The following is a 26,890-nucleotide window of genomic DNA, read 5'->3' on the forward strand; positions in this document are numbered from 1 at the left end:
CTAGCGTCGGGGGCATGAAGACACCTCGACTCGACCTCATCGGACTGGTGGTCGCCGACATGGCCGCCTCGCTCGCCTTCTACCGCCGGCTGGGCTTCGGCTTTCCCGAGGGTTCGGAGGGGGCGCCGCACGTGGAGGCGGTGCTACCGGGCGGGCTACGGCTCGCCTGGGACACGGAGGAGTCCGTCCGGTCCTTCGATCCGTCGTACCGGCGGACCGAGGGGAGCCGGGGGGAGCTGGCCTTCCGCTGCGACTCCGCCGAGGAGGTGGACGCGGCGTACGCGGAGCTGACGGAGGCCGGATACGCGGGGCACATGGAGCCGTGGGACGCGGTGTGGGGGCAGCGGTACGCCGTGGTGCTCGACCCGGACGGTCACGGGATCTCGCTCTTCGCCGACACCTCGATCGACTCCCGGGCCGCGGACGGCGCCTGATCGGCCGCCACGCGCGCGTACGCCCCGGGTGTCGTGTCCGCCAGAGCGCGGGTGTCGCGGGTCAGATGGGACTGGTCCGTGTACCCCGCGCGCGTGGCGGCCTCGGCGGGCGGGAGGCCGGCCCGGAGGAGGGCGAGGGCGCGCTGGAGGCGGAGGACGCGGGCCAGGGTCAGGGGGCCGTAGCCGAAGGCGTCGAGGGAGAGCCGGTGGAGCCGGCGGGCGCCGAGGCCGAGGGCGTCGGCGGTCTCGCCGACCGGGCGGCCCGCGCCGAGCCGGGCGGTGATCTCCCGGAGCAGCGGGTCCGGCGGCCCGGTGGCGGCCGCGCGGCCGAGCGCGTACGCCTCCAGGGCGGCGGCCCGGTCGGTGGCCCGTCCGATCCGGTCGGCGAGGCGGCGGGCCTCCGCGTCGGTCCACAGGTCGGCGAGGTCCACCCGGCGGTCGCGGAGCTCGCGGGCCGGGATTCCGAGGACGCGCGGGGCGTCACCGGGGGCGAAGCGGAGTCCGGCGTAGCGGGCGACGGCCTCCGTCGAGCGGTACGCGCGCGTGTCGGGGCCCGCGACGAGGAGCCGTCCGTCGGCCCAGATCAGGTCCATGCACCCGTCGGGGACGACGGCGGTGCCGGAGCGGACGGGGACGGACGCCGTCCGGGTCCACAGGACGGCGCCGTCGAGCCGTGCGGGGCGCTCCTCGTACCCCCTTCCGGGCTGTGCCCCGGGAAGGGTCATTCCTTCTCCCAGCCCGTGTGGAGCCGGGACTTCACGTCGTCGGGCGGGAGGAACTTGGACCAGCGCTCGGGGAACTCGGACGGCATGTCGGGGTCGTCCTCGTCGACCTCGTCGGCCTCCGCGCGGATCCGGGCGACGAGCTCGGCGGCCTGGACGGCGCGGGCGCGCTCGTTGGCCTCGCGGGCGGCGGCGGTGGCGACGGACGGCCAGACGCGGTCGATGGCCGCGTTCACGGCCGCGCCGACCAGTACCGCGAAGGCGGAGACGCCGATCCAGAGCAGGATGGCGATGGGCGCGGCGAGCGAGCCGTAGATGGTGGGGCCCTCGACCTGGCTCGTCAGGTAGATCCGCAGGAGGAAGCTGCCCAGCGCCCACATCGCGAGGGCGACGAGCGCGCCTGGGATGTCCTCGATCCAGGGCGACCGGACGGGGACGGAGACGTGGTAGAGCGTGGTCAGGAAGGCGATGGAGAGCAGGATGACGGCCGGCCAGTAGAGGACGGCGACGACGTTCGTGCCCCAGGCGACGAGTTCGACGACCCGGTCGGGGCCGACCACCGCGAGGGGCAGCACCACCGCCCCGATGAGCAGCGCCACGATGTAGAGGAGGAAGGCGAGCAGCCGGGTCTTCACGATGCCCCGGTGTCCGTCCAGGCCGTACATGACGGTGATGGTGTCGATGAAGACGTTCACCGCGCGGGAGCCCGACCAGAGGGCGATGGCGAAGCCGAGGGAGATGAGTTCGGGGCGTTTGGCCCGGGTGATGTCGTCGAGGACGGGCTGCGCGATCTCCTCGACGCCCCGGTCGGAGAGGACCGTGCCGGCCGCCCGGAGGATGTTCTCCTGGATGCTGGCGACGGTGTCGGTGTTGGTCCAGTCGTCGGCGTAGCCGAGGAGGGCGATCAGTCCGAGCAGCAGGGGTGGCAGGGACAGCAGGGTGAAGAAGGCGGCCTCGGCGGCGAGGCCGAGGATCCGGTACTCGATGCACGAGTTGACGGTGTCCTTGAGGAGCAGCCAGACCATCTTCCGCTTCGAGACGTTGCGGTAGAGGACGCGGGCCCGGTGGATCCTGCTCCAGGGTCGCCGCTCCGGCCGTTCGGGTGTTTCGCTTGCTGCCTGCACCTGCTTACCGTATCGGCATGGAAGCGGCCTCCCACACAGTGACCAACCAGGCTCCGCCCCTGGTGGGGTACGACGTCTACACGTCCGACCGGGCCCTGGCGGAGGCGGTCGACCGGCACCTGCCCGCGGAGCTCGCGGAGGGGGCTCGGGAGGAGCTGCGCGCGCTCGGCCGGGCCTCCGGTTCGGAGCAGGTCAGGGAGTGGGGGGAGCTGGCGAACGCCTTCCCGCCGAGGCTGCGGACGCACGACCGGTACGGGCACCGGATCGACGAGGTGGACTTCCATCCGGCCTGGCACCGGCTGCTCGGCAAGGGGGTGGCGGCGGGGCTGACGGACGCGTGGGGGCGGCCGGGCGGGCACGTCCGGCGGGCGGCGGCGTTCCTGGTGGCCACACAGGCGGAGGCCGGGCACGGCTGTCCGCTGTCGATGACGCACGCGGCGGTGCCGGCGCTGCGGGCCGAGCCTGAGCTGGCGGCGGTGTGGGAGCCCCTGGCCGCCTCCCGGGTGTACGAGCGGGAGCTCGCCCCCGTGGCGTCGAAGGCCGGGGTGCTGCTGGGGATGGGGCTGACGGAGAAGCAGGGCGGCAGCGACGTAGGGGCGAACACGACGTCCGCGCGACCGCTGGCGGGGTCCGGCGAGTACGTCCTGACGGGGCACAAGTGGTTCTGCTCGGCGCCGATGTCGGACGCCTTCCTGGTGCTCGCGCAGGCGCCCGGGGGGCTGACCTGCTTCCTGGTGCCGCGGGTCCTCGACGACGGCTCGCGGAACGCGTTCGCGCTCCAGCGGCTCAAGGACAAGCTCGGGAACCGGTCGAACGCCTCGGCGGAGGTGGAGTTCGACGGGACGACGTGGGCGCGCCGGGTCGGCGAGGAGGGGCACGGGCTCCGGACCGTGAGGGGGATGGTGGCGGCGACCCGGCTGGACCGCGTGCTGGGGTCGGCGGCGCTGATGCGGCAGGCGGTGGCCCAGGCCGTGCACCACGCCTCGTACCGCTCGGCCTTCGGCGGTCTCCTCGCCGACAAGCCGCTGATGCGGAACGTGCTGGCGGACCTGGCCGTGGAGTCGGAGGCGGCGACCGTCCTCGGAATGCGGCTCGCGGCGGCGTACGACTCCGGTACGGAGCGGGAGCGGGCGCTGCTGCGGATCGCGGTGCCGGCGGCCAAGTACTGGGTGACGAAGCGGTGCGTGCCGGTGGTGGCCGAGGCGCTGGAGTGCCTGGGCGGGAACGGGTACGTCGAGGAGTCCGGGCTGCCGCGGCTGCTGCGCGAGTCTCCGCTGAACTCGGTGGGGGAGGGCGCGGGGAACATCCAGGCGCTGGACGTGCTGCGGGCGCTGCGGACGGAGCCGGCCGCGCTGGACGCGTATCTGCGGGAGGTCGGGGAGGCGCGGGGGGCGGACCCCCGGCTCGACCGGGCGATCCGGGGGCTGCTCACGGAGCTGGCCGATCTGGAGGGCGCCGAGGCGCGGGCCCGCCGGCTCGCGGAGCGGGTGGCGCTCGTCCTCCAGGGCGCGCTCCTCGTCCGCTGGGCCCCGCCGGAGGTGGCGGACGCGTTCTGCGCGGGCCGCCTCGGCGGCGACGGCGGCGCGGGCTTCGGCACCCTGCCGCACACCCTGGACCTGCGCGCGGTGGTGGAGCGGGCCCGGCCTGCGGAGTGAGGGGCGGTACGCCCGCGCGTACGCCGGGACCATCGCGCGTACGCCGGGGGCACCCCGCGCGTCCTTCGGGGCGTACGGCGTCCTCGGGACGCGGCGCGTATGCCTCGGGAAGTCTGCCGCGCGTACCAGGGGTGGACCCCGGCGCGGCCCGTCGGACGGGGCGCGGGGTCGGCACGCGCGGAAGGCGGGGGTGGTGCTGCGCCGACACGGCACCACCGCCCGCCGTCCACCACCCTCGCGCACGGGGGCGGGGCGGGGCCAGAGTTGCAAAGGGTTGCAGGATTACCCGAACCGGGCTCCACGGAGGGCTTCCGGACGGCACGATGGACCGCGACACTGCGAGCCCGGCCCGGGACGCCCCCGCGGTCGGGCCCCAGGGCGCTCACGACACTCCGGTCATCCGCCCGGACACTGCAGAACCGATACAGCACACCGGGTGGCGGGGAGGGACCGATGAACAACACGCGGCTCGACATGAAGCGGCTGGCCACCATGGACGCCGTCCAGGCGGCCCGGCTGCTCCACCGCGTCCGCGAGGAGACCCTGGCCGGCCGGACACCGCCGATCGCCCCCCGGCCGGAGATCGACGCCTCCTGGCGGCGGATGGCCCGGCTCGGCCTCGACCCCGACCAGGGCACCAGCAGCGTGCTGCTGCGCCGCGACGAGCTGGAGCAGCGGCGGCGGAGCACCCTCCTCGCCGAGGTGATGCAGACCCTCAGCTCCGGCCTGGCCGGGATCGCCGACACCTCGCTCCAGATCATGGTGGTCACCGACGAGCACGGCCGCGTGCTGTGGCGGGAGGGCCACCCCTCGGTGATGCGGCAGGCGAACGGGATCTGCCTGGAGGAGGGGGCGGCCTGGACGGAGCACACCGCCGGCACCAACGCGGTCGGCACCGCGCTCGCCACCCACCGGGCGGTGCAGGTCCACTCCGCCGAGCACTACGTGCAGGCGCTGCACAACTGGACCTGCGCCGCCGCCCCGGTCCACGACCCGCGCGACCAGCGGCTGCTCGGCGTCCTGGACGTGAGCGGGCCGGCCTCCACCTTCCACCCCTCGATGCTGGCCCTGGTGGGCTCGGTCGCCCGGCTCGCGGAGGCCGAGATGCGCGAGCGGCACCGGTCCACGGTCGAGCGGCTGCGGGCCGTGGCCGCGCCCATCCTGTGCCGGGTGGGCGGCCGGGCCGTCGCGGTCGATCCGCACGGCTGGACGGCCGCGGTGACCGGGCTCGCCCCGGTGGACCGGATCACGCTGCCGAAGTCCTTCGGCGCCGGGCGGGTCTGGCTGCCCTCGCTGGGCCTGTGCTCGGTGGAGCCGCTGCCCGGCGGCTGGCTGCTCCGGGTCGAGGAGGACACCGCGCCGGCCGGTACGGAGTCGGGCGCGGCGAGCCGGCTGGTGCTGGACCTGACCCGGCCGCGCCGCTGGACCGTGGCGGTCTCCGGGGCGGCGGGGAGCTGGCAGCAGGAGCTGAGCCCGCGCCACGCGGAGCTCCTCTATCTCCTGGCGCTGCATCCGGAGGGGCGGACGGCGGCCGATCTGGCCGAGGACGTGTTCGGGGACCGGACGAGGACGGTGACGGTCCGGGCCGAGATGTCCCGGGTGCGCCGCACCCTCGCCGGGGTCCTCGCGCACCGCCCGTACCGCTTCCGCGAGGAGATCGCGGTCGAGGTGCGGCGCCCGGAGCGGCCGGGCGACCTGCTGCCCCACTCGACGTCCCCGGCGATCCGCGCGACCACCCACGTCTGACCCGGGCGCTCCCGGCTCCGCCCGAGGCGCACGTCACCCCTGGGCACTCCGGGCTCCGCCACGGGCGCATGTCACCCCCTGGGCGCTCCGGGCCTCGCCCGCGCCGGCCCCACGCTCCTGGCCCTGCCCGCCCGGCCCCGCCCGCCTTGGCCCCGCCCGCCTTGGCCCCGCCCGCCCGGGCCGGGCGCCCGGGGGGCCGTACGTCCGTCGCACCCCCATGGCCGGAAAGCCGCCACGGGACCCCGGATCTGTCCACATGCCGGACAGCGCGTCCGGCGGACCGGGGAGACGGGGCCCACGCCCGTCCGGCCTGGGAATCCGGGGCTCCGCATGATGCGATGAGGGCATGAGCATCACTCTCACCACCTGGTCCCTGGAACAGACCTCGCCCGACGACCTGCGTCCGGCGCGGGTCCCCGAGGGCGACGACATCGTCGTCCGCCGGGCCGAGGTCCCCTCCCCCGAGTTCAGCCGCTACCTCTACACCGCGGTCGGCGGCGACATCCACTGGGCCGACCGGCTCCCGCTGACGTACGCGCAGTGGAAGGAGATCGCGGAGAAGCCGGGCGCCGAGGTCTGGGTGGCGTACGACCGGGGGACGCCGGCCGGGTACGTGGAGTTCGACCCGCAGGACGACGGGGCCGTGGAGATCATCTACTTCGGCCTGATCGGCGCCTTCCGGGGCCGCGGCATCGGCGGCCACCTGCTCACCGAGGGGATCCGCCGCGCCTGGGACCTCGCCGAGCGCTGGCCCGACCGGGAGCCGACCAAGCGGGTGTGGCTGCACACCTGCTCGCTGGACGGCCCGCACGCCATGGCCAACTACGAGCGCCGCGGCTTCCGGCTGTTCGAGACCAGGACGGAGGAGGCCGAGGAGACCGTGACGCCCGGCCCGTGGCCCGGCGCGCAGGCCTGACCCTCCGCCAGTTCACCGTGAAAGGGGCCCTGGTCAGGGCCCCTTTTGCGTGACCCAGACCACACCGTCTCGCACAGTGAGACTTTCATGTCCACATAACGGACGATGCTGGACTGGGTCCAAAGTCCCGTGACACGCTTCCGCCATGCCTGGAACTGGAACTGCCTTGGTGAGTCGGCGGCACGTCGACCTCGGCCGCATGTCCAGCGCCATCTGTCCGGCGCGCTGAGCAAGCCAGCACCGCCGCACCCTCCTCTCTGCCCGACCCTGCTGCGCACCGCCGCGCCACTCTCTTTTCTGCGCGCGAGTGTGCAGGTCAGAGCCGCCCTCCCGCAGTCCCGAAGGACAAGACGCCATGGCCGCCACCCCGGAAAACCCCACTCCCGCCGCCGCCCGCCGCAAGACCGGGCGCCACCGTGGCGAGGGTCAGTGGGCCGTGGGGCACTTCACCCCGCTGAACGGCAATGAGCAGTTCAAGAAGGACGACGACGGTCTCAATGTGCGGACACGCATTGAGACGGTCTACTCGAAGCGCGGTTTCGACTCGATCGACCCCAACGACCTGCGCGGACGCATGCGCTGGTGGGGTCTCTACACCCAGCGCAAGCAGGGCCTGGACGGCACCAAGACCGGCGTCCTGGAGCCGGAGGAGCTGGACGACGAGTACTTCATGCTCCGCGTCCGCATCGACGGCGGCCGGCTGACCACCCAGCAGCTCCGGGTGATCGGCGAGATCTCCGAGGAGTTCGCGCGCGGCACCGCCGACATCACGGACCGGCAGAACGTCCAGTACCACTGGATCCGCATCGAGGACGTCCCGGAGATCTGGAACCGCCTGGAGGCGGTCGGTCTCTCCACCACCGAGGCGTGCGGCGACACCCCGCGCGTCGTCCTCGGCTCGCCGGTGGCCGGCATCGCCGAGGAGGAGATCATCGACGGCACCCCCGCCATCGACGAGATCTACCGCCGGATCGTCGGCAACAAAGACTTCTCCAACCTGCCCCGCAAGTTCAAGTCGGCCGTCTCGGGCTCGCCGCTGCTCGACGTGGCGCACGAGATCAACGACATCTCCTTCGTCGGCGTCGTCCACCCCGAGCACGGTCCGGGCTTCGACGTCTGGGTCGGCGGCGGTCTCTCCACCAACCCCAAGCTCGGCGTCCGGCTGGGCACCTGGGTCTCCCTGGACGAGGTCCCCGACGTCTACGAGGGCGTCATCTCGATCTTCCGCGACTACGGCTACCGCCGGCTGCGCAACCGCGCCCGCCTGAAGTTCCTCGTCGCCGACTGGGGCCCGGAGAAGTTCCGCCAGGTCCTGGAGGACGAGTACCTGGAGCGGAAGCTCACCGACGGTCCCGCGCCCGAGCAGCCGGCCGGCCGCTGGCGCGACCACGTCGGCGTGCACCGCCAGAAGGACGGCAACTTCTACGTCGGCTTCGCCCCGCGCGTCGGCCGCGTGGACGGCCCCACCCTCACCAAGATCGCGGAGATCGCCGAGGCGCACGGCTCCGGCCGGGTCCGCACCACCGCCGAGCAGAAGATGCTCGTCCTCGACGTCGTGGAGTCCCAGGTCGAGTCGCTGGTCTCCGCCCTGGAGGCGCTGGACCTGCGGGTCACCCCGTCCCCCTTCCGGCGCGGCACGATGGCCTGCACCGGCATCGAGTTCTGCAAGCTCGCGATCGTCGAGACGAAGGGCCGCGGCTCCTCGCTCATCGACGAACTGGAGCGCCGCCTGCCGGAGTTCGACGAGCCGCTGACCATCAACATCAACGGCTGCCCCAACGCCTGCGCCCGCATCCAGGTCGCGGACATCGGCCTCAAGGGCCAGCTGGTCCTGGACGACGAGGGCAACCGCGTCGAGGGCTACCAGGTCCACCTGGGCGGCGCCCTCGGCCTGGAGGCCGGCTTCGGCCGCAAGGTCCGCGGCCTCAAGGTCACCTCCGCCGAGCTGCCCGACTACGTCGAGCGCGTCCTCACCCGCTTCCAGGCGGAGCGCGAGGACGGCGAGCGGTTCGCCACCTGGGCGGCCCGCGCCTCCGAGGAGGCCCTTTCGTGAGCGCGGCGAGCGAGACGAGGAGCACGGCATGAGCGAGCGCGCCGCACCGTTCTTCTGCCCCTACTGCGGGGACGAGGACCTGCGTCCGAGCGAGCTGGGCCACGGCGCCTGGGAATGCGCAGCGTGCAGTCGAGCCTTCCAGCTGAAGTTCCTGGGGCTCCTCGCCCCCGGGACTTCCGGCAACACCACTGGAGGGGAATCGATATGACGGACACTCAGGTCACCAGTGCGACCACTGCCGCCCGGATCACCGAGGCGACCACCGACGCCGAGCTGAAGGCGCTCGCCGAGCAGGCCGGCCGGGAGCTGGAGGACGCCTCCGCGCTGGAGATCCTCCAGTGGGCCGCCGCCGTCTTCGGCCCCCGGTTCTGCGTCACCTCCTCCATGGAGGACGCGGTCGTCGCCCACCTCGCCTCCCGCGCCATGCCCGGCGTGGACGTCGTCTTCCTCGACACCGGCTACCACTTCGAGGAGACCATCGGCACCCGTGACGCCGTCGAGGCCGTCATGGACGTCAAGGTCATCACGCTGACCCCGCGGCAGACCGTGGCCGAGCAGGACGCCGAGCACGGGCCGAAGCTGCACGACCGCGACCCCGACCTGTGCTGCGCGCTGCGCAAGATCAAGCCGCTCCAGGACGGGCTGACCGCGTACACCGCGTGGGCGACCGGACTGCGCCGCGACGAGTCCCCGACCCGGGCCAACACCCCGGTCGTCGGCTGGGACGAGAAGCGGCGCAAGGTGAAGGTCTCCCCCATCGCCCGCTGGACCCAGGACGACGTGGACGCCTACGTCACCGAGCACGGGGTCCTGACCAATCCGCTCCTCATGGACGGGTACGCCTCCGTCGGCTGCGCCCCCTGCACCCGCCGGGTCGAGGCCGGCGAGGACGCCCGGGCCGGCCGCTGGGCCGGGCGCGCCAAGACCGAATGCGGGCTGCACGGCTGATGACCACCCCCGACACCCCCCTGGAGACCCACGTGACCGGTGCCACCGTCTGGCTCACCGGCCTGCCGAGCGCCGGCAAGACCACGATCGCCTACGAGCTGGCCGGCCGGCTGCGCGAGGAGGGCCGCCGCGTCGAGATCCTCGACGGCGACGAGATCCGCGAGTTCCTCTCCGCGGGCCTCGGCTTCTCCCGCGAGGACCGGTTCACCAACGTGCAGCGGATCGGCTTCGTCGCCGAGCTGCTCGCCTCGCAGGGCGTGATCGCGCTGGTCCCGGTCATCGCCCCGTACGCCGACAGCCGCGAGGCGGTCCGCAAGCGGCACCAGGCCGAGGGCACCGCCTTCGTCGAGGTCCACGTGGCCACCCCGGTCGAGGTCTGCTCGGTCCGCGACGTCAAGGGGCTCTACGCCAAGCAGGCCGCGGGCGAGCTCTCCGGCCTGACCGGCGTCGACGACCCGTACGAGGCCCCCGAGACGCCCGATCTCCGGATCGAGTCCCAGAACCAGACCGTGCAGGAGTCCGCGGCGCAGCTCCACGCGCTGCTCACCGAGAGGGGTCTCGCATGACGACCGTCGCGCACACCCACGACACCACCGACAGCCCGTTCGCGCTGTCGCACCTCGACTCCCTGGAGTCCGAGGCCGTCCACATCTTCCGTGAGGTGGCGGGCGAGTTCGAGCGGCCGGTGATCCTCTTCTCCGGCGGCAAGGACTCCATCGTCATGCTGCACCTGGCGCTGAAGGCCTTCGCCCCGGCGCCGGTCCCCTTCACGCTGCTACACGTCGACACGGGCCACAACTTCCCCGAGGTCATCGAGTACCGCGACCGCGTGGTCGCCGAGCACGGACTGCGGCTGCACGTCGCCTCCGTGCAGGAGTACATCGACCGCGGCGCCCTCAAGGAGCGCCCGGACGGCACCCGTAACCCGCTCCAGACGGTGCCGCTCACCGAGGCGATCCAGCAGCACCGCTTCGACGCGGTCTTCGGCGGCGGCCGGCGCGACGAGGAGAAGGCCCGCGCCAAGGAGCGGGTGTTCTCCCTGCGCGACGAGTTCTCGCAGTGGGACCCGCGCCGCCAGCGCCCCGAGCTGTGGCAGCTCTACAACGGCCGGCACGCCCCCGGCGAGCACGTCCGGGTCTTCCCGCTGTCCAACTGGACCGAGCTGGACGTCTGGCAGTACATCCAGCGCGAGAAGATCGAGCTCCCGCAGATCTACTTCGCCCACGAGCGCGCGGTGTTCGCCCGCAACGGCATGTGGCTGACCGCCGGCGAGTGGGGCGGCCCGAAGGAGACCGAGCGGGTCGAGACGCGGCTGATCCGCTACCGCACGGTCGGCGACATGTCCTGCACCGGCGCCGTCGACTCCGACGCCACCACGCTCGACGCCGTCATCGCCGAGATCGCCGCCTCCCGGCTCACCGAGCGCGGCGCCACCCGCGCCGACGACAAGCTCTCCGAAGCGGCGATGGAAGACCGCAAGCGCGAAGGGTACTTCTAACCATGAGCACGTCCACCGAGCAGCCGGCCGCCGAGCTGGCCGCCACCACCCTGCTGCGCTTCGCCACCGCCGGCTCCGTCGACGACGGCAAGTCCACCCTGGTCGGCAGGCTCCTGCACGACTCCAAGTCGGTCCTCGCCGACCAGCTGGAGGCCGTGGAGCACGCCTCCCGCTCGCGCGGCCAGGAGGCCCCCGACCTGGCGCTGCTCACCGACGGCCTGCGGGCCGAGCGGGAGCAGGGCATCACCATCGACGTGGCCTACCGCTACTTCGCGACCCCGCGCCGCCGGTTCATCCTCGCGGACACCCCGGGGCACGTGCAGTACACCCGGAACATGGTCACCGGTGCCTCGACGGCCGAGCTCGCCGTGGTCCTCGTCGACGCCCGCAACGGCGTCGTCGAGCAGACCCGCCGGCACGCCGCCGTCGCCGCCCTGCTCCGCGTGCCGCACGTGGTGCTGGCCGTGAACAAGATGGACCTCGTCGAGTACCGGGAGTCCGTCTTCGCCTCGATCGCCGAGGAGTTCACCACGTACGCCTCCGAGCTCGGCGTCCCGGAGATCACCGCGATCCCGATCTCGGCGCTCGCCGGCGACAACGTCGTGGAGCCGTCCGCCAACATGGACTGGTACGGCGGCCCGACCGTCCTGGAGCACCTGGAGACCGTCCCGGTCAGCCACGACCTGACCGCCTGCCACGCCCGCTTCCCGGTGCAGTACGTGATCCGTCCGCAGACCGCCGAGCACCCCGACTACCGCGGCTACGCGGGCCAGATCGCCGCCGGTGCCTTCCGGGTCGGCGAGCAGGTCACCGTCCTGCCGTCGGGGAGGACCTCCACGATCACCGCGATCGACGCGCTGGGCGAGCCGGTGGACATCGCCTGGGCCCCGCAGTCGGTCACCATCCGCCTCGCCGACGACATCGACATCTCGCGCGGCGACCTGCTCGCCCCGAGCGGCGACGCCCCGGCCACCAGCCAGGACGTCGAGGCGACCGTCTGCCACGTGGCGGACCACCCGCTGACCGTCGGCCAGCGGGTGCTGCTCAAGCACACCACCCGTACGGTCAAGGCGATCGTCAAGGAGATCCCGTCCCGGCTCACGCTGGACGACCTCTCCCAGCACCCGGAGCCCGGGCAGCTGGTCGCCAACGACATCGGCCGCGTGAAGGTCCGCACCGCGGAGCCGCTCGCGCTGGACGCGTACGCGGACTCCCGCCGCACCGGTTCGTTCCTGCTGATCGATCCGGCCGACGGCACCACCCTCGCGGCGGGCATGGCGGGCGAGTCCTTCGCCACCTCCAAGGCCGTGAGGACCACCGACGACGAAGAGGGATGGGATTTCTGACGATGACTCAGGACTTCTACGGGACCTTCGCGAAGGAAGGCGGCCGGGTCGGCTCCGGCGCCCTCGGCGCGGGCAGAGGAGGTGTCGCGCGATGTGCGTGCTGACCTCGACGCACCGCGTGAGCGGTGCGACACGGCTCCACCCGCTCCACCCCGTACGACACAGACACAGACTTCGAAGACGCTGAATCGAGGGGAAAACCTCCCGTGCCTGCCACCACCCGTACCACCCTGCGCCGCAGCCTGGTCGCCGCCGCCGCCCTGCCTCTGCTGATCGGCGCGCTCGCCTCGTGCGGCTACGGCTCCGACGCGAAGAAGGACGCTTCCGCGGACAAGGCCCCGATCGCGGCCGACGCGAAGAAGCTCTCCGCCCCCGAGGTCCGGATCGGCTACTTCCCCAACCTGACGCACGCCACCGCGCTGATCGGCGTCAAGGACGGCCACATCCAGAAGGAGCTGGGGGGCACGGTCCTCAAGCCCCAGACCTTCAACGCCGGCCCGTCCGAGATCGAGGCGCTCAACGGCGGCTCTCTCGACATCGGCTTCATCGGCCCCTCGCCGTCCATCAACGCCTACGTCAAGTCCAAGGGCAAGAACCTGCGGATCATCTCCGGCTCCGCCTCCGGCGGCGTGAAGCTGGTCGTGAACCCGGACAAGATCAAGACCCTGGACGACCTCAAGGGCAAGCGCATCGCCACCCCGCAGAAGGGGAACACGCAGGACGTCGCGCTGCTCAACTGGATCTCCGAGAAGGGCTGGCAGGTCGACCCGGAGTCCGGCAAGGGTGACGTCTCCGTCGTCCGCACCGACAACAAGGTCACCCCGGACGCCTTCAAGTCGGGCTCCATCGACGGCGCGTGGGTGCCCGAGCCGACCGCCTCCAAGCTGGTCTCCCAGGGCGGCTCCGTGCTCCTCGACGAGACCGCGCTGTGGCCCGACAAGAAGTTCGTGATCACGAACGTCATCGTGTCGCAGACCTTCCTCGCCGAGCACCCGGACGTGGTCGAGGCCGTGCTGCGGGGCACGGTGAAGACCAACGCGTGGATCGGCGCCAACCCGGACAAGGCGAAGGACGCGGCCAACGCGGCCCTGGAGAAGCTCAGCGGCAAGGCCCTGGACGCCAAGATCATCGACCCGGCGTGGCCGAGCATCGCGATCACGAACGACCCGCTGGCCTCGACGCTGAAGACGCAGTCCGAGTGGGCGGTCAAGGCGAAGCTCATCGACCAGCCCGACCTGGCCGGCATCTACGACCTGAAGCTCCTCAACAAGGTGCTGAAGGCCGAGGGCCAGACCGAGGTCTCCGACGCCGGTCTCGGCGTCAAGTAAGCAGTCCGCAGCTGATACCCAGGAGGTGACGACCATGGCCACGACGCTCGCCAAGGCTGCCGAGGGCACCGTAGCGGAGCAGACGCACGCCGCCCGGATCGAGCACGTCTCGAAGTCCTTCTCCGGCCCGGCCGGTACCCAGCTCGTCCTGGACGACGTCAGTCTCGACGTCGCGCCCGGCGAGTTCGTCACCATCCTGGGGGCCTCGGGGTGTGGCAAGTCCACCCTGCTGAACCTGGTCGCGGGACTGGACCGGCCGACCCAGGGGTCGATCGCGACCCCGGGCGGCCGGCCGGCCCTGATGTTCCAGGAGCACGCCCTCTTCCCGTGGCTGACCGCGGGCAAGAACATCGAACTGGCGCTGCGGCTGCGCGGGCTGCCGCGCGCCGAGCGCAAGCCGGAGGCCGAGCGGCTGCTCGAACTCGTCCGGCTGGGCGGCTCGTACGGCAAGCGGGTGCACGAGCTGTCCGGCGGCATGCGGCAGCGCGTGGCGCTCGCCCGGGCGCTGGCCCAGGACAGCCAGCTGCTGCTGATGGACGAGCCCTTCGCGGCGCTCGACGCCATCACCCGCGACGTGCTGCACGGTGAGCTCACCCGCATCTGGGAGGAGACCAACCTCTCGGTCCTCTTCGTCACGCACAACGTGCGCGAGGCGGTCCGCCTCGCCGAGCGCGTCGTCCTGCTCTCCTCCCGGCCCGGCCGGGTGGCCAAGGAGTGGACCGTGGACATCCCGCAGCCGCGCCGCATCGAGGACGCCGACGTGGCCGAGCTGTCCGTCGAGATCACTGAACATCTGCGTGGGGAGATCCGCCGCCATGGCCAGCACTGACACCGCCGCGAAGGCCAAGGGCGAGGACCTCGCCGGTCTGGAGGCCGGGCTCGACGCGCTGGACGCGGTCGAGGTCCGCCGCACGCCGGTGCGCGAGGTCCTGGTCAAGAAGGTCCTCCCGCCCACCCTCGCGGTCGCTCTCGTCCTCGTCGTCTGGCAGGTCCTCGTCTCGGCGAGGATCACCGAGGAGACCAAGCTGCCCGCACCGTCCGCGGTGTGGGACGGCCTGGCGGACATGTGGCTCCAGGGCACCCTCCTGGAGGTCATCTGGACCAGCGTCTCCCGGGGCCTCTCCGGCTTCCTGCTGGCCCTCGCCATCGGCACCCCGCTGGGTCTGCTGGTGGCCCGGGTGAAGTTCGTGCGCGCCGCGATCGGCCCGATCCTGTCCGGTCTCCAGTCGCTGCCGTCGGTGGCGTGGGTGCCGCCGGCCGTGCTCTGGTTCGGTCTCAACGACGCCATGATGTACACGGTGATCCTGCTGGGCGCCGTGCCGTCCATCGCCAACGGCCTGGTCTCCGGCGTGGACCAGGTGCCGCCGCTCTTCCTGCGGGCCGGCCGCACCCTGGGCGCCACCGGCCTCAAGGGCACCTGGCACGTGGTGCTCCCGGCCGCCCTGCCGGGCTATCTGGCCGGTCTGAAGCAGGGCTGGGCCTTCTCCTGGCGCTCGCTGATGGCCGCGGAGATCATCGCCTCCTCCCCCGATCTGGGGCTCGGCCTGGGCCAGCTCCTGGAGAACGGCCGCAACAACATCGACCTGCCCGGCGTCTTCCTGGCGATCCTGCTGATCCTGATCGTCGGCATCGCCATCGACCTGCTGATCTTCAGCCCGCTGGAGCGCTGGGTGCTCCGCAGCCGCGGCCTGCTGGTGAAGTGAGCGCCCGACCATGAACCGCCCCGTCCTCCCGTCACCCGCCTCCACCCTGGCGAGCGGGCGCTTCGCGCCCGTCCTCCTCGTCATCGCCCACGGCAGCCGCGATCCGCGGCACGCGGCGACCGTCCAGGCGCTGGTGCGCCGGGCCGGCGCGCTGCGGCCGGGGCTGCGGGTGGAGACCGCGTTCCTGGACTTCAACCTGCCCTCGGTGGCGGGCGTCCTGGACCGGCTCGCGGCCGAGGGGGTACGGGACGTGGTGGCGCTGCCGCTGCTGCTGACCCGGGCCTTCCATGCCAAGGCCGACATCCCGGCCGTCCTGCGCGGGGCGCCGGCCGGGCTGCGGATCCGGCAGGCGGAGGTCCTCGGCCCGTCCCCGCTGCTGCTCGCGGCGGTGGAACGGCGCCTGTACGAGGCCGGGCTCACGCCCGGCGACCAGAGCACCACCGGGGTCGTCCTGGCCTCGGCGGGCTCCACCGACCCGGAGGCGATCGCGGCGATCGCAGAAACGGCGCGGGAGCTGCGGCGCACCGGTTGGTGCTCCGTGCGGCCCGCGTTCGCCTCCGCATCCCTTCCCCGGACCGAGGACGCGGTACGGGCGCTGCGCGCCGAGGCCGGTGTCCGCCGGGTGGCCGTGGCCCCGTACGTGATCGCGCCGGGCCGTCTCCCGGACCGGATCGCGGCCGGCGCCGCCGAGGCGGACGTCCTGGCCGGCGTCCTCGGCCCCTCCCCCGAACTCGCCCGTCTCCTGGTGCTGCGGTACACGGACGCGCTCCGGGTCCGGGAGCGGCCGGCGGTCGCGGCCGGCTGACGGGCCTGAGGGCCGGGCGGTCGTCCCGGCCTGCCTCAGGCGGTCATCTCGACCAGTTTGCGGACCGTGTTCCAGTTGCGGGCGGTGGCCACCACGCCCTTGTTGAGGGACGGGCGCAGCACGGCCTCGGCGAGCCTGGAGCGGCCGAGGCCGTCCGGCGTGTGGAGGTACATCACCCGGTCGCCGAGGGCGAAGGCCTCGGGCAGGAGCGCTTCGGCGTCGACCGGGGCGAAGCGGTCCGGGGTGACCTGCTCGGAGTAGTACACGGCGTGCAGCTGCTTCCCCTCCAGCTCGTCGGCGGGGAAGGGGCACGCCTCGGCGACGGCCGCGAGATAGCGGCCGTCGCGGACGAGGCAGTCGGCGCGGAAGCCGAACCGCTCCTCGACGGCCGTCTCGATCGCGGCGGCGAGGGCGTCCTCGGAGGCGCCGGAGGCGGTGGTGAAGACGGCGTTCCCGCTCTGGAGGTAGGTGCGCACCTCGCCGTGGCCGAGGCCTTCGAGGAGGGCGCGCAGCTCCGCCATGGGGAGCTTACGGCGTCCGCTCACGTTGATGCCGCGGAGGAGGAGCGCGTACGTCGTCGTCATGCGGCCAGGGTAGAAGGCCACCGCGCCTCGTGGGGGGTGGCGCGGTGGCTGGTCCGAACCCTCTCCGATGAACGGCGGGCAGGGGAAGGGCCGTCACGGATCTGTGACTTATTGAACAAGGTTTCGTAATGACGGGGGTCGCCGCCAGGGGTGGGAGACTGCTCCCGCAGACGTACCACCGGGTAGGGAGAGAAGCGATGGACGAGGCGAGGGCGCGGGAGATCCTGGCCGCGGCGGGGCTGCCGGCCGACGGGGCGCGGCTGCTCGCGCTGGGTGAGAACGCGGTCTTCGCCGTGGCCGGCGCGGTCGTCAAGGTGGGCCGGTCCGCCGAGCTGTTCGAGCGGGCCGGGCGTGAGCTCGCGCTGGCCGGCTGGCTCGCCGAGGCGGGGGTGCCGGCGGTGCGGGCCGCGGAGAAGGAGCCGCGGCTGGTCGAGGGGCATCCGCTCACCTTCTGGCATCCGCTGCCGGAGGCCGTCCGTCCGGCCGAGCCGCGGGACCTGGCGCCGCTGCTCGCGGCCGTGCACGCGCTGCCCGAGCCGGTCGGGTTCACCCTGCCCCGGCGCGAGCTGCTGGGCGGGGTGGAGCGCTGGCTGCGGCTCGCCGGGGACGCGATCGACCCGGCGGACGCGGCCTTCCTGCGGGAGCGCCGGGACTCCTTCGCCCCGGCGGCCGCCGCGCTCGTCCCGCACCTGGCCCCCGGTCCGATCCACGGCGACGCCCTGCCGCGCAATGTGCAGGTGGGTCCGGACGGCCCGGTCCTGATGGACCTGGAGACCTTCTCCTCCGACCTGCGCGAGCACGATCTGGTGGTGCTCGCGCTCTCCCGGGACCGGTACGGCCTGGACCCGGCGGCCTACGACGCCTTCACCGAGGCCTACGGCTGGGACGTGCGGGAGTGGGAGGGGTGCGCGGTGCTGCGCGGGGCGCGGGAGACCGCGAGCTGCGCCTGGGTGGCCCAGCACGCGCCGCACAACCCGAAGGCGCTGGCCGAGTTCGAGCGGCGGGTGACGTCGCTGCGGGACGGCGATCCGGAGGTTCGCTGGTACCCGTTCTGACCGGGCTGCCATCATGATCTCGTCGAACAGGGCGACGGAGACGGGGTGTTGTGATGCGGGTCGAGCTTTCCGAGGTGACGCTGGACGTCGAGGTGAGCGGCGAGGGGCCGGTGGTCCTGCTGCTCCACGGCTTCCCCGACAGCCACGCGCTGTGGCGCCATCAGGTCCCGGCGCTGAACGCGGCCGGTTTCCGGACGGTCGCGCCGACGCTGCGCGGCTTCGGCGGGTCGAGCCGTCCGGAGGGCGGCCCGGAGGCGTACCACCCGGCGAAGCACATCGGCGACCTGATGGAGCTGCTGACCCGGCTGGAGGTGCGCCGCTTCCATCTGGTCGGGCACGACTGGGGGTCGGGCGTCGCGCAGGGGATCGCCTCGGTGGTGCCGCACCGGGTGCGGAGCCTGAGCCTGCTCTCGGTGGGTCACATCGGGGCCTTCCGGGAGGCGGGCTGGGAGCAGAGGCAGCGCTCCTGGTACATGCTGCTCTTCCAGCTGGCCGGGCTCGCGGAGGAGTGGCTCTCCCGGGACGACCACGCGCAGCTGCGCGAGATGCTGGCCGAGCATCCGGACGCGGAGTCCGTGATCGGGCCGCTGCGGGCCCCGGGCGCGCTGACGGCGGCGCTGAACATCTATCGGGCGGGCCTGCCGGCGGACGCCCAGTTCGCTCCGGACGGGCCGGTGGCGCCGCTGCCGGAGCGGGTTCCGGTGATGGGTGTCTGGTCGACCGGGGACCGGTTCCTCACCGAGCGCTCCATGGAGCGGACGGGAGACCATGTCGCCGGGCCCTGGCGGTACGAGCGGGTGGAGGAGGCGGGTCACTGGCTCCAGCTGGACCGGCCGGAGACCGTGAACGACCTGCTGCTCTCCTTCCTGAAGGAGAACGCCTGACCGGTGCCCCCGCCGTCAGGGGGTGACGCCCGCCGGCTCGCCGCGCAGCGGCCACACCGGGTCGACGACGGCGTGCTCGTCGCCCTTGCGGCGCAGGAAGTCCTGGAAGTTCTCGGCCCAGGCCCTGTACCAGCCGATCTGCCGCTCGTGCAGTTCGGCCGGGTGGAGGGCGGCGACCTGCGGGTGCCGGGCGGCTATCGCGAGGGCGACCCGGACGGCGGCGAGGGCGTCGGCGGAGGCCTGGTGGGCGCTGGTGAGCTCCACGCCGTACTCGCCGCAGACCGCTTCCAGGGTGCGCTTGCCGCGCCGGTAGCGGTCGACGGCCCGGTCGATGGTGTACGGGTCGAGGACGGGTCCGATGCCGGCGCCGCCGCTCCGCTCGGCGAGCGAGGGCAGCCCGTGCCGGCGCAGCTCGGCGGAGAGCAGGGTGAGGTCGAAGGAGGCGTTGTACGCGACGACGGGGACGCCCTGGGCCCAGTAGCCGGTCAGGGTCTCGGCGACCTCGTCGGCGACCTCGCGGACCGGGCGGCCCTCGGCGGCGGCGCGCTCGCTGCTGATGCCGTGGATGGCCGAGGCCTGCTCGGGGATGCGGACGCCGGGGTCGGCGAGCCAGTCGCGCTGCCGGACCACCGCGCCGCGGTGGACCCCCACGATCGACGCGGTGACGATGCGGGATTCGAGCGGGTCCGTCCCCGTCGTCTCCAGGTCGAAGCCGACCAGTGGTTCCCCATGCCAGGCCATCGGGTCCTCCTTACGTGATCTCCCCCGTTGGTGCTGACACCCTCGCACGCGGCACTGACAACGCCGCCGCGGGGTGGGGGGCGGGGGTCAGGAAACGGGCCGGGAGTCGAGCCAGACGGACTCGAACTCCTCCCGGTAGGTCTCGAAGAGGCCGTGGTCCGCGTCACGTCCGGGGGTGTCGTGCCGGACGACGGTCCGGCCGCCGCCGCGCAGGACGAGGACGGGGGCCTCCATGCCGCGGGCGCGGCGGAGGTAGGACTGGACGACGCCGACGCCGTCGGGCCCGTCGCCGTCGACGAGGTAGGCGGTGAAGCGGGGGGTCTCGTCGAAGACGTGGATCTGGAAGGCGTCGGGGTCGCGGAGCTTGGAGCGGACCCGGCGCATGTGCAGGATGTTCATCTCGACGGACCGGCTGAGCTCGCCCTTCCTGATGCCGAGTTCCCGCTCGCGGCGCTTGACGGCGCTGCTGGCGGGGTTGAGGAAGAGGAGCCGTATGCGGCAGCCGGACTCGGCGAGGCGGACCATGCGGCGGCCGGAGAAGTTCTGCACGAGCAGGTTGAGGCCTATGCCGGTGGCGTCGAGGCGGCGGGCGCCGCCGAAGAGGTCCTCGGCGGGGAGCTGGCGCTGGAGCCGGACGCGGTCGGGGTGGACGGAGACGACGTCGGCGTACCGGTCGCCGACGAGGTCCTCGACGGCGTCGACGGGGAGGCGGTCGGCGGAGGGGGCGCCGGCGCCGCTGCCGAGGATCTCCAGGATGCGGGCGGAGGCCCGTTCGGCCTGGGCGAGGACGGTGGGCGAGAGGGCGCGGTTGCGGGAGACGACGTTGCGGGTCACCTCCAGTTCGTCGAGGGCGAGCTCGACCTCGCGCCGGTCGTCGAAGTAGGGCTCGAAGCACGGCCAGTGCTGGACCATCAGTTCGCGGAGCTGCGGCAGGGTGAGGAAGGAGAGGACGTTGTCGTCGGCGGGGTCGAGGAGGTAGCCCTTGCGGCGGGAGACCTCGCGGACGGCGACGGCTCTGCGGACCCATTCCTGGCCGGCCGGTCCGGCGGCGGCGACCACCCACTCGTCGCCGTGGACCGGTTCGTAGACGGGCCGGAGGACGGCGGCGACGACGGCCCGCATCCGCTGTTCGACGAGATTCAGCCAGATGTAGGCGCGGCCCGCGCGCTGGGCACGGGTGCGGACCTCGCTCCACGCCTCGGCGCCCCAGTCGAGCTCGGCGCCGATCTCCACCGGGCGGACCAGGGGGACCGTGCCGGGCGGTGCGGCCGGGCCGGTGGGGAGGATCACCGTGGGCGGCGCCTCCCCGGGGTCGGCCGGTCCCCCCTCGTGACCCGCGTCACCTGGGGGCAGCTCAAGGCCTCCCGAGCTCACCCGCGCACCGCCTTCTGCTCTGGACGCCCGTCCCGATTCTTCCGACAAGATCAAGGAAGGGTACTCCGCGAGCGGAGGGCGGTGCAGCAGGATCGGTCGGCCGGCGACTCAACTGTCGGTCGACGGCTGCCCGTTCTGGGAGGCGAGATCGGGCGGAGTGAGGGGATTCATAGCGGTTACGTCCCTGGGCGCGAGCTGGAAGCCCTGCCAGTGGACGGGCATGGGCTGCTGGTCCTCGTCCCGGGCGATGTGGTGGAACCCGATGTTGACCCACACGGTCGGTTTGGCCAGAGTCTCCCCGTTGACCCATTTGTCCACGCTGTCGCCGGCGCCGGGCGCGCAGGCGCCGATGTTGTTGCTGGCGTACTGCTCGCAGGCGCGGGCCTGGGTGAAGTAGACGTCGTGGCGGGTGAAGCCGCGGCCGGCGTGGGTGTCGGTGCGGCCGGGGACGATCTCGTAGCTGCGGGCGTGGCCGTCGGCGTTCCTGCCGGTGCCGCTGACCACGCGCCACCAGCGCATGTTCTTGGCGTCGCCGGCGAGTTCCTTGGTGACGGCGGTGCGCCGGGTCTTGACGGTGGGGCCGCCGTCGCCGGCGGGCGGGGTGACGGTGGAGTCGTACTGCTCGATGCGGTCCTTGCCGCCGTCGAGGCCGAAGTCGAGCTTCCAGAAGACGTTGTGGGCGTGGCTGGTGGCGTAGCCGCGGGCGCCCTTGCCGATGGGCCAGCCGCGTCCGTCGGTGGCGTTGTAGTCGACCGGCGAGAGGCTGCCGGTGGCTCCCACGTTGGCGCCGATGGTGCCGTCGGAGGAGAAGCGCCACTCGGAGATGTACTCGTACCAGCCGACCTTGTTGACGGTGTAGACGAGCAGGTCCTTGGCCTGGGCCTGGTAGGCGCCGGCTCCGGTGTCGCTGGCCATGCGGTAGGCGTGGCCGCGGGCACGGGTGGTGGTGCAGAGGCCCTTGACGGTGCCGACCTCGGGCACCTTGACGGTGGCGAGGGTGCCGCCGGGGCATTCGGCGGGCTTGAGGTCCTGGAGGCCCCAGCCGAAGCCGGCGCCGGTCAGGTCGTCGTACTCGGCGCCGCCGTCGTCGTACGGCACGTGGATCTGGGCGAGCCGGGCGGTGGAGAGGACCCGGACGGCCGCGCCGCCGGGGGGCCGGTAGGTGATCCCGTCGAGGATCAGGCCGGCGTCGGTGCTGTAGCGCCAGCACATGTCCCAGGAGGCGCCGCCGTCGAGCTTCTTGGTGATGCGGTACGCGGCCGAGCAGACGGGCGCGCCGGGCACGGCGGGCGGCGGGGGCGCGGCGGTGGTGCCGGGGCCGGGCGGGTTCGGATAGGCGGGCGTCCCGGAGGCGGGGGCCGCGGCGGCGGTGGCGGTGCCGAGGAAGGCGGTGGCCGCGAGGGCGGCGAGGATCCCCCTGGTGCGCCGGTGGTGCCGGTCGGTCATGCGGGCGTGCTCCTTCGTGCGCGGGCCCCCGCCGGGCGGGGGCGGTGGGGAACGGCGGGCGGCGGTGGTCAGCCGACGCGGACGACGTTCCTCGCGGAGAGGTCGACGATCAGGTTCCGGGTGTCGATCCAGGCGCCGTTGCGGACCTTGGTGACGAGCCGGACGCAGCGGTGCTCGCCGCAGCGGGAGAGCGCGGCGGGGACGTCCTTCTCTCGGTGGGTGCGGTAGACGTCGCCGTTGAACCAGAGCTGGTCGGCGCTCTTCAGCTCCTTGCCGGTGGCGTCCCGGTAGTCCTCCGCGACGCCCTTGCCGAGGGGGCTCGCGAGGATGAGTCCGAGGGCGGTGCGCAGTTCCTCGGGGTGGGCGGAGGGCTGGACCCCGCGCCGGGTGCCGGTGGCCACGATCTTCCCGGTGGTCAGGTCGACGGTCCGGGTGACGAGCTCGTCGCGGGCGTAGTCGTAGAAGCGGACCTGGGCGCGGCGGGCGGTCTCGCGTCCGGGGACGGGGTCGGCGAGTTCGGTGCCGAGGTGCTGGGGGCGGCCCCGGTCGCCGTCGACGTCCTGCCGGGCGGCGGTGTCCGCGGGGGCGAGGGCGAGCGTCCGGGCCCGGGCCAGTTCGGCGTCGGTGAGCGGATCGGTGCCGGTGCCCCTGGGGCCCTCTGCGGCGGCCGGGGCGACGGTGGCGGGGGCGGGCGCGGCGGCCCCCGGGCCGCCCGTGCCCGACTCCGCGGGCCCCGTGTCCCCCGCGGGCCCCGTGCCGGAGGTGTCCCCGGCTCCCCGTGGGGCGTCCGGGACGCCCGGGACGGCGACCGCGCCGGGTGTACCGCCGGCGGCGCGGCCGGCCGGAGTGTCCTGAGCCCCGGCGGCGCCCGGCAGGCTGATCGCGACCGCGGCGGCGGTCCCCGTCACCGCCATGGCCGCTCCCGCTACCACCTTCCCCAGGTGGCGGCGCACTATTTCGTACACGTTTCCCCCTCTATCCCCCGCTTGGCCTGCGGACACCAGGTAGGACGGGGCGGGTTCCCGGGTGGTTGCCCGTCTTTCGGGCAGGATCTGGCCGAAGAGCACGCATGAACCCGGACAGAAGAGGAATATTCGTATCCATGCAGGTCTGGCCGGGACAGGCGTACCCCTTGGGCGCCACCTATGACGGAGCGGGCACCAACTTCGCGGTCTTCTCGGAGGCGGCGCACCGCGTCGAACTGTGTCTCATCGACGACGACGGCACGGAGACGTCCGTCGAACTGCGCGAGACGGACGCCTTCGTCCGCCACGCGTACCTGCCCGGCGTGATGCCGGGGCAGCGGTACGGCTTCCGGGTGCACGGGCCGTACGCGCCGGAGCGCGGACTGCGCTGCAACCCGGCGAAGCTCCTCCTCGACCCGTACGCGCGGGCGATGTCGGGCTCGGTCGCCTGGGGAGAGGCGGTGTACGGGTACCACTTCGGGCGGCCCGACGCGCGCAACGACCTCGACTCGGCGCCGCACACCATGACCTCGGTGGTGGTGAATCCCTACTTCGACTGGGGCGACGACCGCAGGCCGCGCACCGAGTACCACCACACGGTGATCTACGAGGCGCATGTGAAGGGCCTCACGATGCTCCACCCGGACCTTCCGGAGGAGCTGCGCGGCACCTACGCGGGCCTCGCGCACCCGGCGGTGATCGGCCACCTGAAGGAACTCGGCGTCACCGCGCTGGAACTGATGCCGGTGCACCAGTTCGTGAACGACCACCGGCTGGTCGACGCGGGGCTGTCGAACTACTGGGGCTACAACACCATCGGCTTCTTCGCCCCGCACAACGCGTACGCCTCCTGGGGCGACCGCGGGCAGCAGGTGCTGGAGTTCAAGTCGGCGGTGCGGGCGCTGCACCAGGCCGGCATCGAGGTCATCCTCGACGTGGTCTACAACCACACGGCGGAGGGCAACCACCTGGGCCCGACGCTCTCCTTCCGGGGCCTGGACAACCCCTCGTACTACCGGCTCGCGGACGACCCCCGCTACTACATGGACACCACCGGCACCGGGAACTCGCTGCTGATGCGGTCCCCGCACGTGCTCCAGCTGATCATGGACAGTCTGCGGTACTGGGTGACCGAGATGCACGTGGACGGCTTCCGCTTCGACCTGGCGGCCACCCTGGCCCGTCAGTTCCACGAGGTGGACCGGCTGTCGTCGTTCTTCGACCTGGTGCAGCAGGACCCGGTGGTGAGCCAGGTGAAGCTGATCGCGGAGCCGTGGGACGTCGGCGAGGGCGGCTACCAGGTGGGCAACTTCCCGCCGCTGTGGACCGAGTGGAACGGCAAGTACCGGGACTGCGTGCGGGACCTGTGGCGGGGTGAGCCGCGGACGCTCGCCGAGTTCGCCTCGCGGCTCACCGGTTCCTCGGACCTCTACCAGGACGACGGACGACGCCCGCTCGCCTCGGTCAACTTCGTGACCTGCCACGACGGTTTCACCCTCCGCGACCTCGTCTCGTACAACGAGAAGCACAACGAGGCCAACGGGGAGGGCAACCGGGACGGCGAGAGCCACAATCGGTCGTGGAACTGCGGTGAGGAGGGCGAGACCGAGGACGTCGGCATCACCGAGCTGCGGGCCCGCCAGATGCGGAACTTCCTCGCCACGCTGATGCTGTCGCAGGGCGTGCCGATGCTCAGCCACGGCGACGAGTTCGGGCGCACCCAGGGCGGCAACAACAACGCCTACTGCCAGGACGACGAGGTGTCCTGGGTGCGGTGGCCGAAGGAGAACAGCGAGGCGGAGGCGACGCTGCTGCGCTTCACCCGGGCGATGGTGCGGCTCCGCCGCGAGCACCCGGTCTTCCGGCGGCGCCGCTTCTTCCACGGCCGTCCGGTGGAGGGCACCCACGACGAGCTCACCGACATCGCCTGGTTCACGCCGGAGGGCGAGGAGATGACGGCCCGCGACTGGCAGGCGGCGCACGCGCGGGCGCTCACCGTCTTCCTCAACGGCAACGCGATCTCCGAGCCGGGGACGCAGGGCGAGCGGATCGCCGACGACTCCTTCCTGCTCATGTTCAACGCCTCCTCGCAGGAGCTGGAGTTCGCCGTGCCGGACAGCCACGGGCGGTGCTGGCGGACGGTGGTGGACACCTCCGAGCCGGAGGGGATGCCGCCGCTGTCGGGCCCGGAGATCGTGGCGGGCGAGCGCGTCACCCTCGCGCCGCTGAGTCTGACGGTGCTGCGCCGTCCGGCGTGAGCGGGCCGCGCGGCACTCCGGTCCGCGCGGTCCTCACGGTCCAGGAGAGCGCCGCGCAGCCCACGGCCGCCCCCACCGCCACCGCGAAGGCGGCGGGGGCGCCGTGCTGTTCGGCGAGCCGGCCCGACAGCGCCAGGGCCAGCGCCTGGCCGCCGACGATCCCGCTGGTCAGGAAGGCCATGGACTCGGCGAGCCGGCCCGCCGGGACGGCCCGCTCGGTCAGCGCGAAGACCGTGATGAGGTGCGGGGCGTAGGCGGCGCCGAGCACGGTCACCACCGCGTACAGGCCCAGGAGGGAGTCGACGGCGAGCAGGGGGAGGGAGAGCAGGACGAGGCCGGCGGTCGCGGTCCGCCAGCGGAGGGTGAGCCCGATCCGGGCGGGCAGGGCGGCGAGCGAGAGCCCGACGGCGGCGCTCATGACGCCCATCGCCGCGTAGACGAGCCCGGCCTGGGCGGGGGCGCCGAGGCCGGCGGTGAGGGCGGTGATCCCGGCCTGGGAGGCGCCGAACATGGCGCCCTGGAGGACCATCGTCACCCGGAGGGCGTACGCGGAGCCGGGCAGTCGCGTCCGTTCGGCGGCGCCCGTGCGGGTGGCGGCCGGGTCCGCTCCGGTCGCGGTGGCGCGGGCGGTGGGGTGGAGGGCGAAGCCGGTGCCGCAGAGGGCGAGCAGCAGGGCCGCGCCGAGCAGGGCGGCGCCGGGGTGGGCGAGGGCGGCGGCGAGGCCGACGAGTGCCGGGCCGAGGACGAAGGACACCTCGTCGAGGGTGCCCTCGAAGGAGAGGACGGCGCCCACCGTCCGGTCGTCGGCGCCGGCCCGGCGGGCGAGCGCCACCGAGCGGGTCCGGGCGAGCGGCCCGATCTGCGGGACGGTCGCGCCGGCGAGCAGGGCCAGCGGGACGAGCAGGCCGGTGGGGGCGTCGGAGACGGCGGCGAGGACGAGGGCGGCGACCGCGACGGCGTTGGCGAGGGAGGCGGCGAGGACGGGACCGCGCTGGCCGCGCCGGTCGGCGAGCCGGCCGAGGAGCGGCCCGGCGACGGTCTGCCCGGCGGCCAGCGCGCCTCCGGCGAGCCCCGCCGTGGCGAGGGAGCCGCTGGTCTCCGCGACCAGCAGCACGCTGCCGAGCTGGCACATCGCCGTCGGCAGCCGTCCGAGGAAGGAGAGGACCGGGAGGACGGGGCCGAGCAGCGAGAAGGTGGCGCGGTACATCCGGTGGGGCACCTCCCGGCGCGGCTGGGGACTCGGCCGAAAATAACGCGATACACCCGAACGGGTGCATCGGGCGATGACACGGAAGCTTCCGTACG

General features: G+C 73.2%; 26 protein-coding genes. 18 read left to right on the forward strand and 8 right to left on the reverse strand.

The features are described 5' to 3' along the window. Nucleotides 1-14 precede the first annotated feature (14 nt). Nucleotides 15-434 (forward strand): VOC family protein, encoded by a 420-nt coding sequence (locus tag ACF1BN_RS02685; protein ID WP_392329760.1) that lies wholly within the window; start codon nt 15-17, stop codon nt 432-434. Here ACF1BN_RS02685 and ACF1BN_RS02690 read toward each other — a convergent pair. Continuing rightward, nucleotides 374-1,159, reverse strand: coding sequence for a helix-turn-helix domain-containing protein (locus ACF1BN_RS02690; protein WP_392329761.1), 786 nt, complete (start codon nt 1,157-1,159; stop codon nt 374-376). The two genes, ACF1BN_RS02685 and ACF1BN_RS02690, sit on opposite strands and share 61 nt — an antisense overlap. Further along, nucleotides 1,156-2,280 carry a YihY/virulence factor BrkB family protein gene (locus ACF1BN_RS02695; RefSeq protein WP_376596124.1) on the reverse strand — a complete coding sequence of 375 codons (1,125 nt, stop codon included), beginning with the start codon at nt 2,278-2,280 and terminating at the stop codon, nt 1,156-1,158. Before ACF1BN_RS02695 ends, ACF1BN_RS02690 begins: the two co-directional genes overlap by 4 nt. 17 nt (nt 2,281-2,297) lie before the next feature. Between ACF1BN_RS02695 and ACF1BN_RS02700 the strand changes: the two genes are divergently transcribed. The 14 genes from ACF1BN_RS02700 (at nt 2,298) to ACF1BN_RS02765 (ending at nt 16,278) form a co-directional block, all read left to right on the forward strand. Next, nucleotides 2,298-3,935 (forward strand): acyl-CoA dehydrogenase family protein, encoded by a 1,638-nt coding sequence (locus ACF1BN_RS02700; protein ID WP_392329762.1) that lies wholly within the window; start codon nt 2,298-2,300, stop codon nt 3,933-3,935. Nucleotides 3,936-4,388: 453 nt separating this feature from the next. Next, complete coding sequence (locus ACF1BN_RS02705; protein WP_392329763.1) at nt 4,389-5,681, forward strand: GAF domain-containing protein; 1,293 nt, start codon at nt 4,389-4,391, stop codon at nt 5,679-5,681. A 346-nt stretch (nt 5,682-6,027) separates the two neighbouring features. Continuing rightward, nucleotides 6,028-6,597: a GNAT family N-acetyltransferase gene (locus ACF1BN_RS02710; protein ID WP_392329764.1), complete on the forward strand. Its 570-nt coding sequence runs from the start codon at nt 6,028-6,030 to the stop codon at nt 6,595-6,597. A gap of 145 nt (nt 6,598-6,742) precedes the next feature. Then, nucleotides 6,743-6,826: a putative leader peptide gene (locus tag ACF1BN_RS02715; protein WP_311136957.1), complete on the forward strand. Its 84-nt coding sequence runs from the start codon at nt 6,743-6,745 to the stop codon at nt 6,824-6,826. 126 nt (nt 6,827-6,952) lie between these two features. Then, nucleotides 6,953-8,650, forward strand: a complete 1,698-nt coding sequence (locus ACF1BN_RS02720) for a nitrite/sulfite reductase (protein ID WP_392329765.1) — start codon at nt 6,953-6,955, stop codon at nt 8,648-8,650. A 28-nt stretch (nt 8,651-8,678) separates the two neighbouring features. Beyond that, the gene (locus ACF1BN_RS02725; RefSeq protein WP_392329766.1) at nt 8,679-8,858 is read left to right on the forward strand and encodes a hypothetical protein; all 180 of its coding nucleotides are present in this window, start codon (nt 8,679-8,681) and stop codon (nt 8,856-8,858) included. Further along, nucleotides 8,855-9,598: a phosphoadenylyl-sulfate reductase gene (locus ACF1BN_RS02730; protein ID WP_392329767.1), complete on the forward strand. Its 744-nt coding sequence runs from the start codon at nt 8,855-8,857 to the stop codon at nt 9,596-9,598. The genes ACF1BN_RS02725 and ACF1BN_RS02730 overlap by 4 nt, the downstream gene beginning before the upstream one ends. Beyond that, complete coding sequence (gene cysC / locus ACF1BN_RS02735) at nt 9,598-10,164, forward strand: adenylyl-sulfate kinase (protein ID WP_392329768.1); 567 nt, start codon at nt 9,598-9,600, stop codon at nt 10,162-10,164. Before ACF1BN_RS02730 ends, cysC begins: the two co-directional genes overlap by 1 nt. Continuing rightward, nucleotides 10,161-11,096 (forward strand): sulfate adenylyltransferase subunit CysD, encoded by a 936-nt coding sequence (gene cysD / locus ACF1BN_RS02740; protein WP_392329769.1) that lies wholly within the window; start codon nt 10,161-10,163, stop codon nt 11,094-11,096. Before cysC ends, cysD begins: the two co-directional genes overlap by 4 nt. Before the next feature lie 2 nt (nt 11,097-11,098). Continuing rightward, nucleotides 11,099-12,442 carry a sulfate adenylyltransferase subunit 1 gene (locus ACF1BN_RS02745; RefSeq protein ID WP_392329770.1) on the forward strand — a complete coding sequence of 448 codons (1,344 nt, stop codon included), beginning with the start codon at nt 11,099-11,101 and terminating at the stop codon, nt 12,440-12,442. A gap of 206 nt (nt 12,443-12,648) precedes the next feature. Continuing rightward, nucleotides 12,649-13,770 carry an ABC transporter substrate-binding protein gene (locus tag ACF1BN_RS02750; protein WP_392329771.1) on the forward strand — a complete coding sequence of 374 codons (1,122 nt, stop codon included), beginning with the start codon at nt 12,649-12,651 and terminating at the stop codon, nt 13,768-13,770. 34 nt (nt 13,771-13,804) lie between these two features. Continuing rightward, nucleotides 13,805-14,599, forward strand: coding sequence for an ABC transporter ATP-binding protein (locus tag ACF1BN_RS02755; RefSeq protein ID WP_392329772.1), 795 nt, complete (start codon nt 13,805-13,807; stop codon nt 14,597-14,599). Next, a complete protein-coding gene (locus ACF1BN_RS02760) occupies nt 14,586-15,473 on the forward strand; it encodes an ABC transporter permease (RefSeq protein WP_392329773.1) in 888 nt (295 codons plus the stop codon). Before ACF1BN_RS02755 ends, ACF1BN_RS02760 begins: the two co-directional genes overlap by 14 nt. Nucleotides 15,474-15,483: 10 nt before the next feature. Continuing rightward, a complete protein-coding gene (locus tag ACF1BN_RS02765) occupies nt 15,484-16,278 on the forward strand; it encodes a sirohydrochlorin chelatase (protein WP_392329774.1) in 795 nt (264 codons plus the stop codon). Between the two features lie 35 nt (nt 16,279-16,313). Here ACF1BN_RS02765 and ACF1BN_RS02770 read toward each other — a convergent pair whose 3' ends face one another. Further along, nucleotides 16,314-16,862 (reverse strand): DUF1697 domain-containing protein, encoded by a 549-nt coding sequence (locus tag ACF1BN_RS02770; protein WP_392329775.1) that lies wholly within the window; start codon nt 16,860-16,862, stop codon nt 16,314-16,316. Nucleotides 16,863-17,059: 197 nt separating this feature from the next. On the opposite strand from ACF1BN_RS02770, the gene ACF1BN_RS02775 reads away from it, so the two are divergent. Together ACF1BN_RS02775 and ACF1BN_RS02780 are read left to right on the forward strand one after the other, a co-directional pair. Further along, on the forward strand, nt 17,060-17,917 hold the full coding sequence (locus ACF1BN_RS02775) for a phosphotransferase (RefSeq protein WP_392329776.1): 858 nt from the start codon (nt 17,060-17,062) through the stop codon (nt 17,915-17,917). A 53-nt stretch (nt 17,918-17,970) separates the two neighbouring features. Continuing rightward, nucleotides 17,971-18,801, forward strand: a complete 831-nt coding sequence (locus tag ACF1BN_RS02780) for an alpha/beta fold hydrolase (RefSeq protein WP_392329777.1) — start codon at nt 17,971-17,973, stop codon at nt 18,799-18,801. Between the two features lie 15 nt (nt 18,802-18,816). Here ACF1BN_RS02780 and ACF1BN_RS02785 read toward each other — a convergent pair whose 3' ends face one another. From ACF1BN_RS02785 to ACF1BN_RS02800, 4 genes are all read right to left on the reverse strand, one after another. Further along, on the reverse strand, nt 18,817-19,542 hold the full coding sequence (locus ACF1BN_RS02785; protein WP_392329778.1) for a 3'-5' exonuclease: 726 nt from the start codon (nt 19,540-19,542) through the stop codon (nt 18,817-18,819). An 87-nt stretch (nt 19,543-19,629) separates the two neighbouring features. Beyond that, complete coding sequence (locus ACF1BN_RS02790) at nt 19,630-20,916, reverse strand: SAV2148 family HEPN domain-containing protein (protein WP_392329779.1); 1,287 nt, start codon at nt 20,914-20,916, stop codon at nt 19,630-19,632. 108 nt (nt 20,917-21,024) lie between these two features. Beyond that, nucleotides 21,025-22,362 carry a copper amine oxidase gene (locus ACF1BN_RS02795; RefSeq protein WP_392329780.1) on the reverse strand — a complete coding sequence of 446 codons (1,338 nt, stop codon included), beginning with the start codon at nt 22,360-22,362 and terminating at the stop codon, nt 21,025-21,027. 68 nt (nt 22,363-22,430) lie between these two features. Continuing rightward, a complete protein-coding gene (locus ACF1BN_RS02800) occupies nt 22,431-23,276 on the reverse strand; it encodes a Tat pathway signal sequence domain protein (RefSeq protein ID WP_392329781.1) in 846 nt (281 codons plus the stop codon). A gap of 188 nt (nt 23,277-23,464) precedes the next feature. Here ACF1BN_RS02800 and glgX point away from each other — a divergent pair, with 188 nt between their 5' ends. Continuing rightward, nucleotides 23,465-25,585 (forward strand): glycogen debranching protein GlgX, encoded by a 2,121-nt coding sequence (glgX, locus tag ACF1BN_RS02805; protein ID WP_392329782.1) that lies wholly within the window; start codon nt 23,465-23,467, stop codon nt 25,583-25,585. On the opposite strand, the gene ACF1BN_RS02810 is transcribed toward glgX, so the two are convergent. Next, on the reverse strand, nt 25,539-26,792 hold the full coding sequence (locus ACF1BN_RS02810) for an MFS transporter (protein ID WP_392329783.1): 1,254 nt from the start codon (nt 26,790-26,792) through the stop codon (nt 25,539-25,541). The genes glgX and ACF1BN_RS02810 overlap by 47 nt on opposite strands. Between the last annotated feature and the right edge of the window lie 98 nt (nt 26,793-26,890).

The organism is Streptomyces sp. NPDC014861 (assembly GCF_043081625.1).
In the GTDB taxonomy this organism is placed as follows: Bacteria; Actinomycetota; Actinomycetes; order Streptomycetales; family Streptomycetaceae; genus Streptomyces.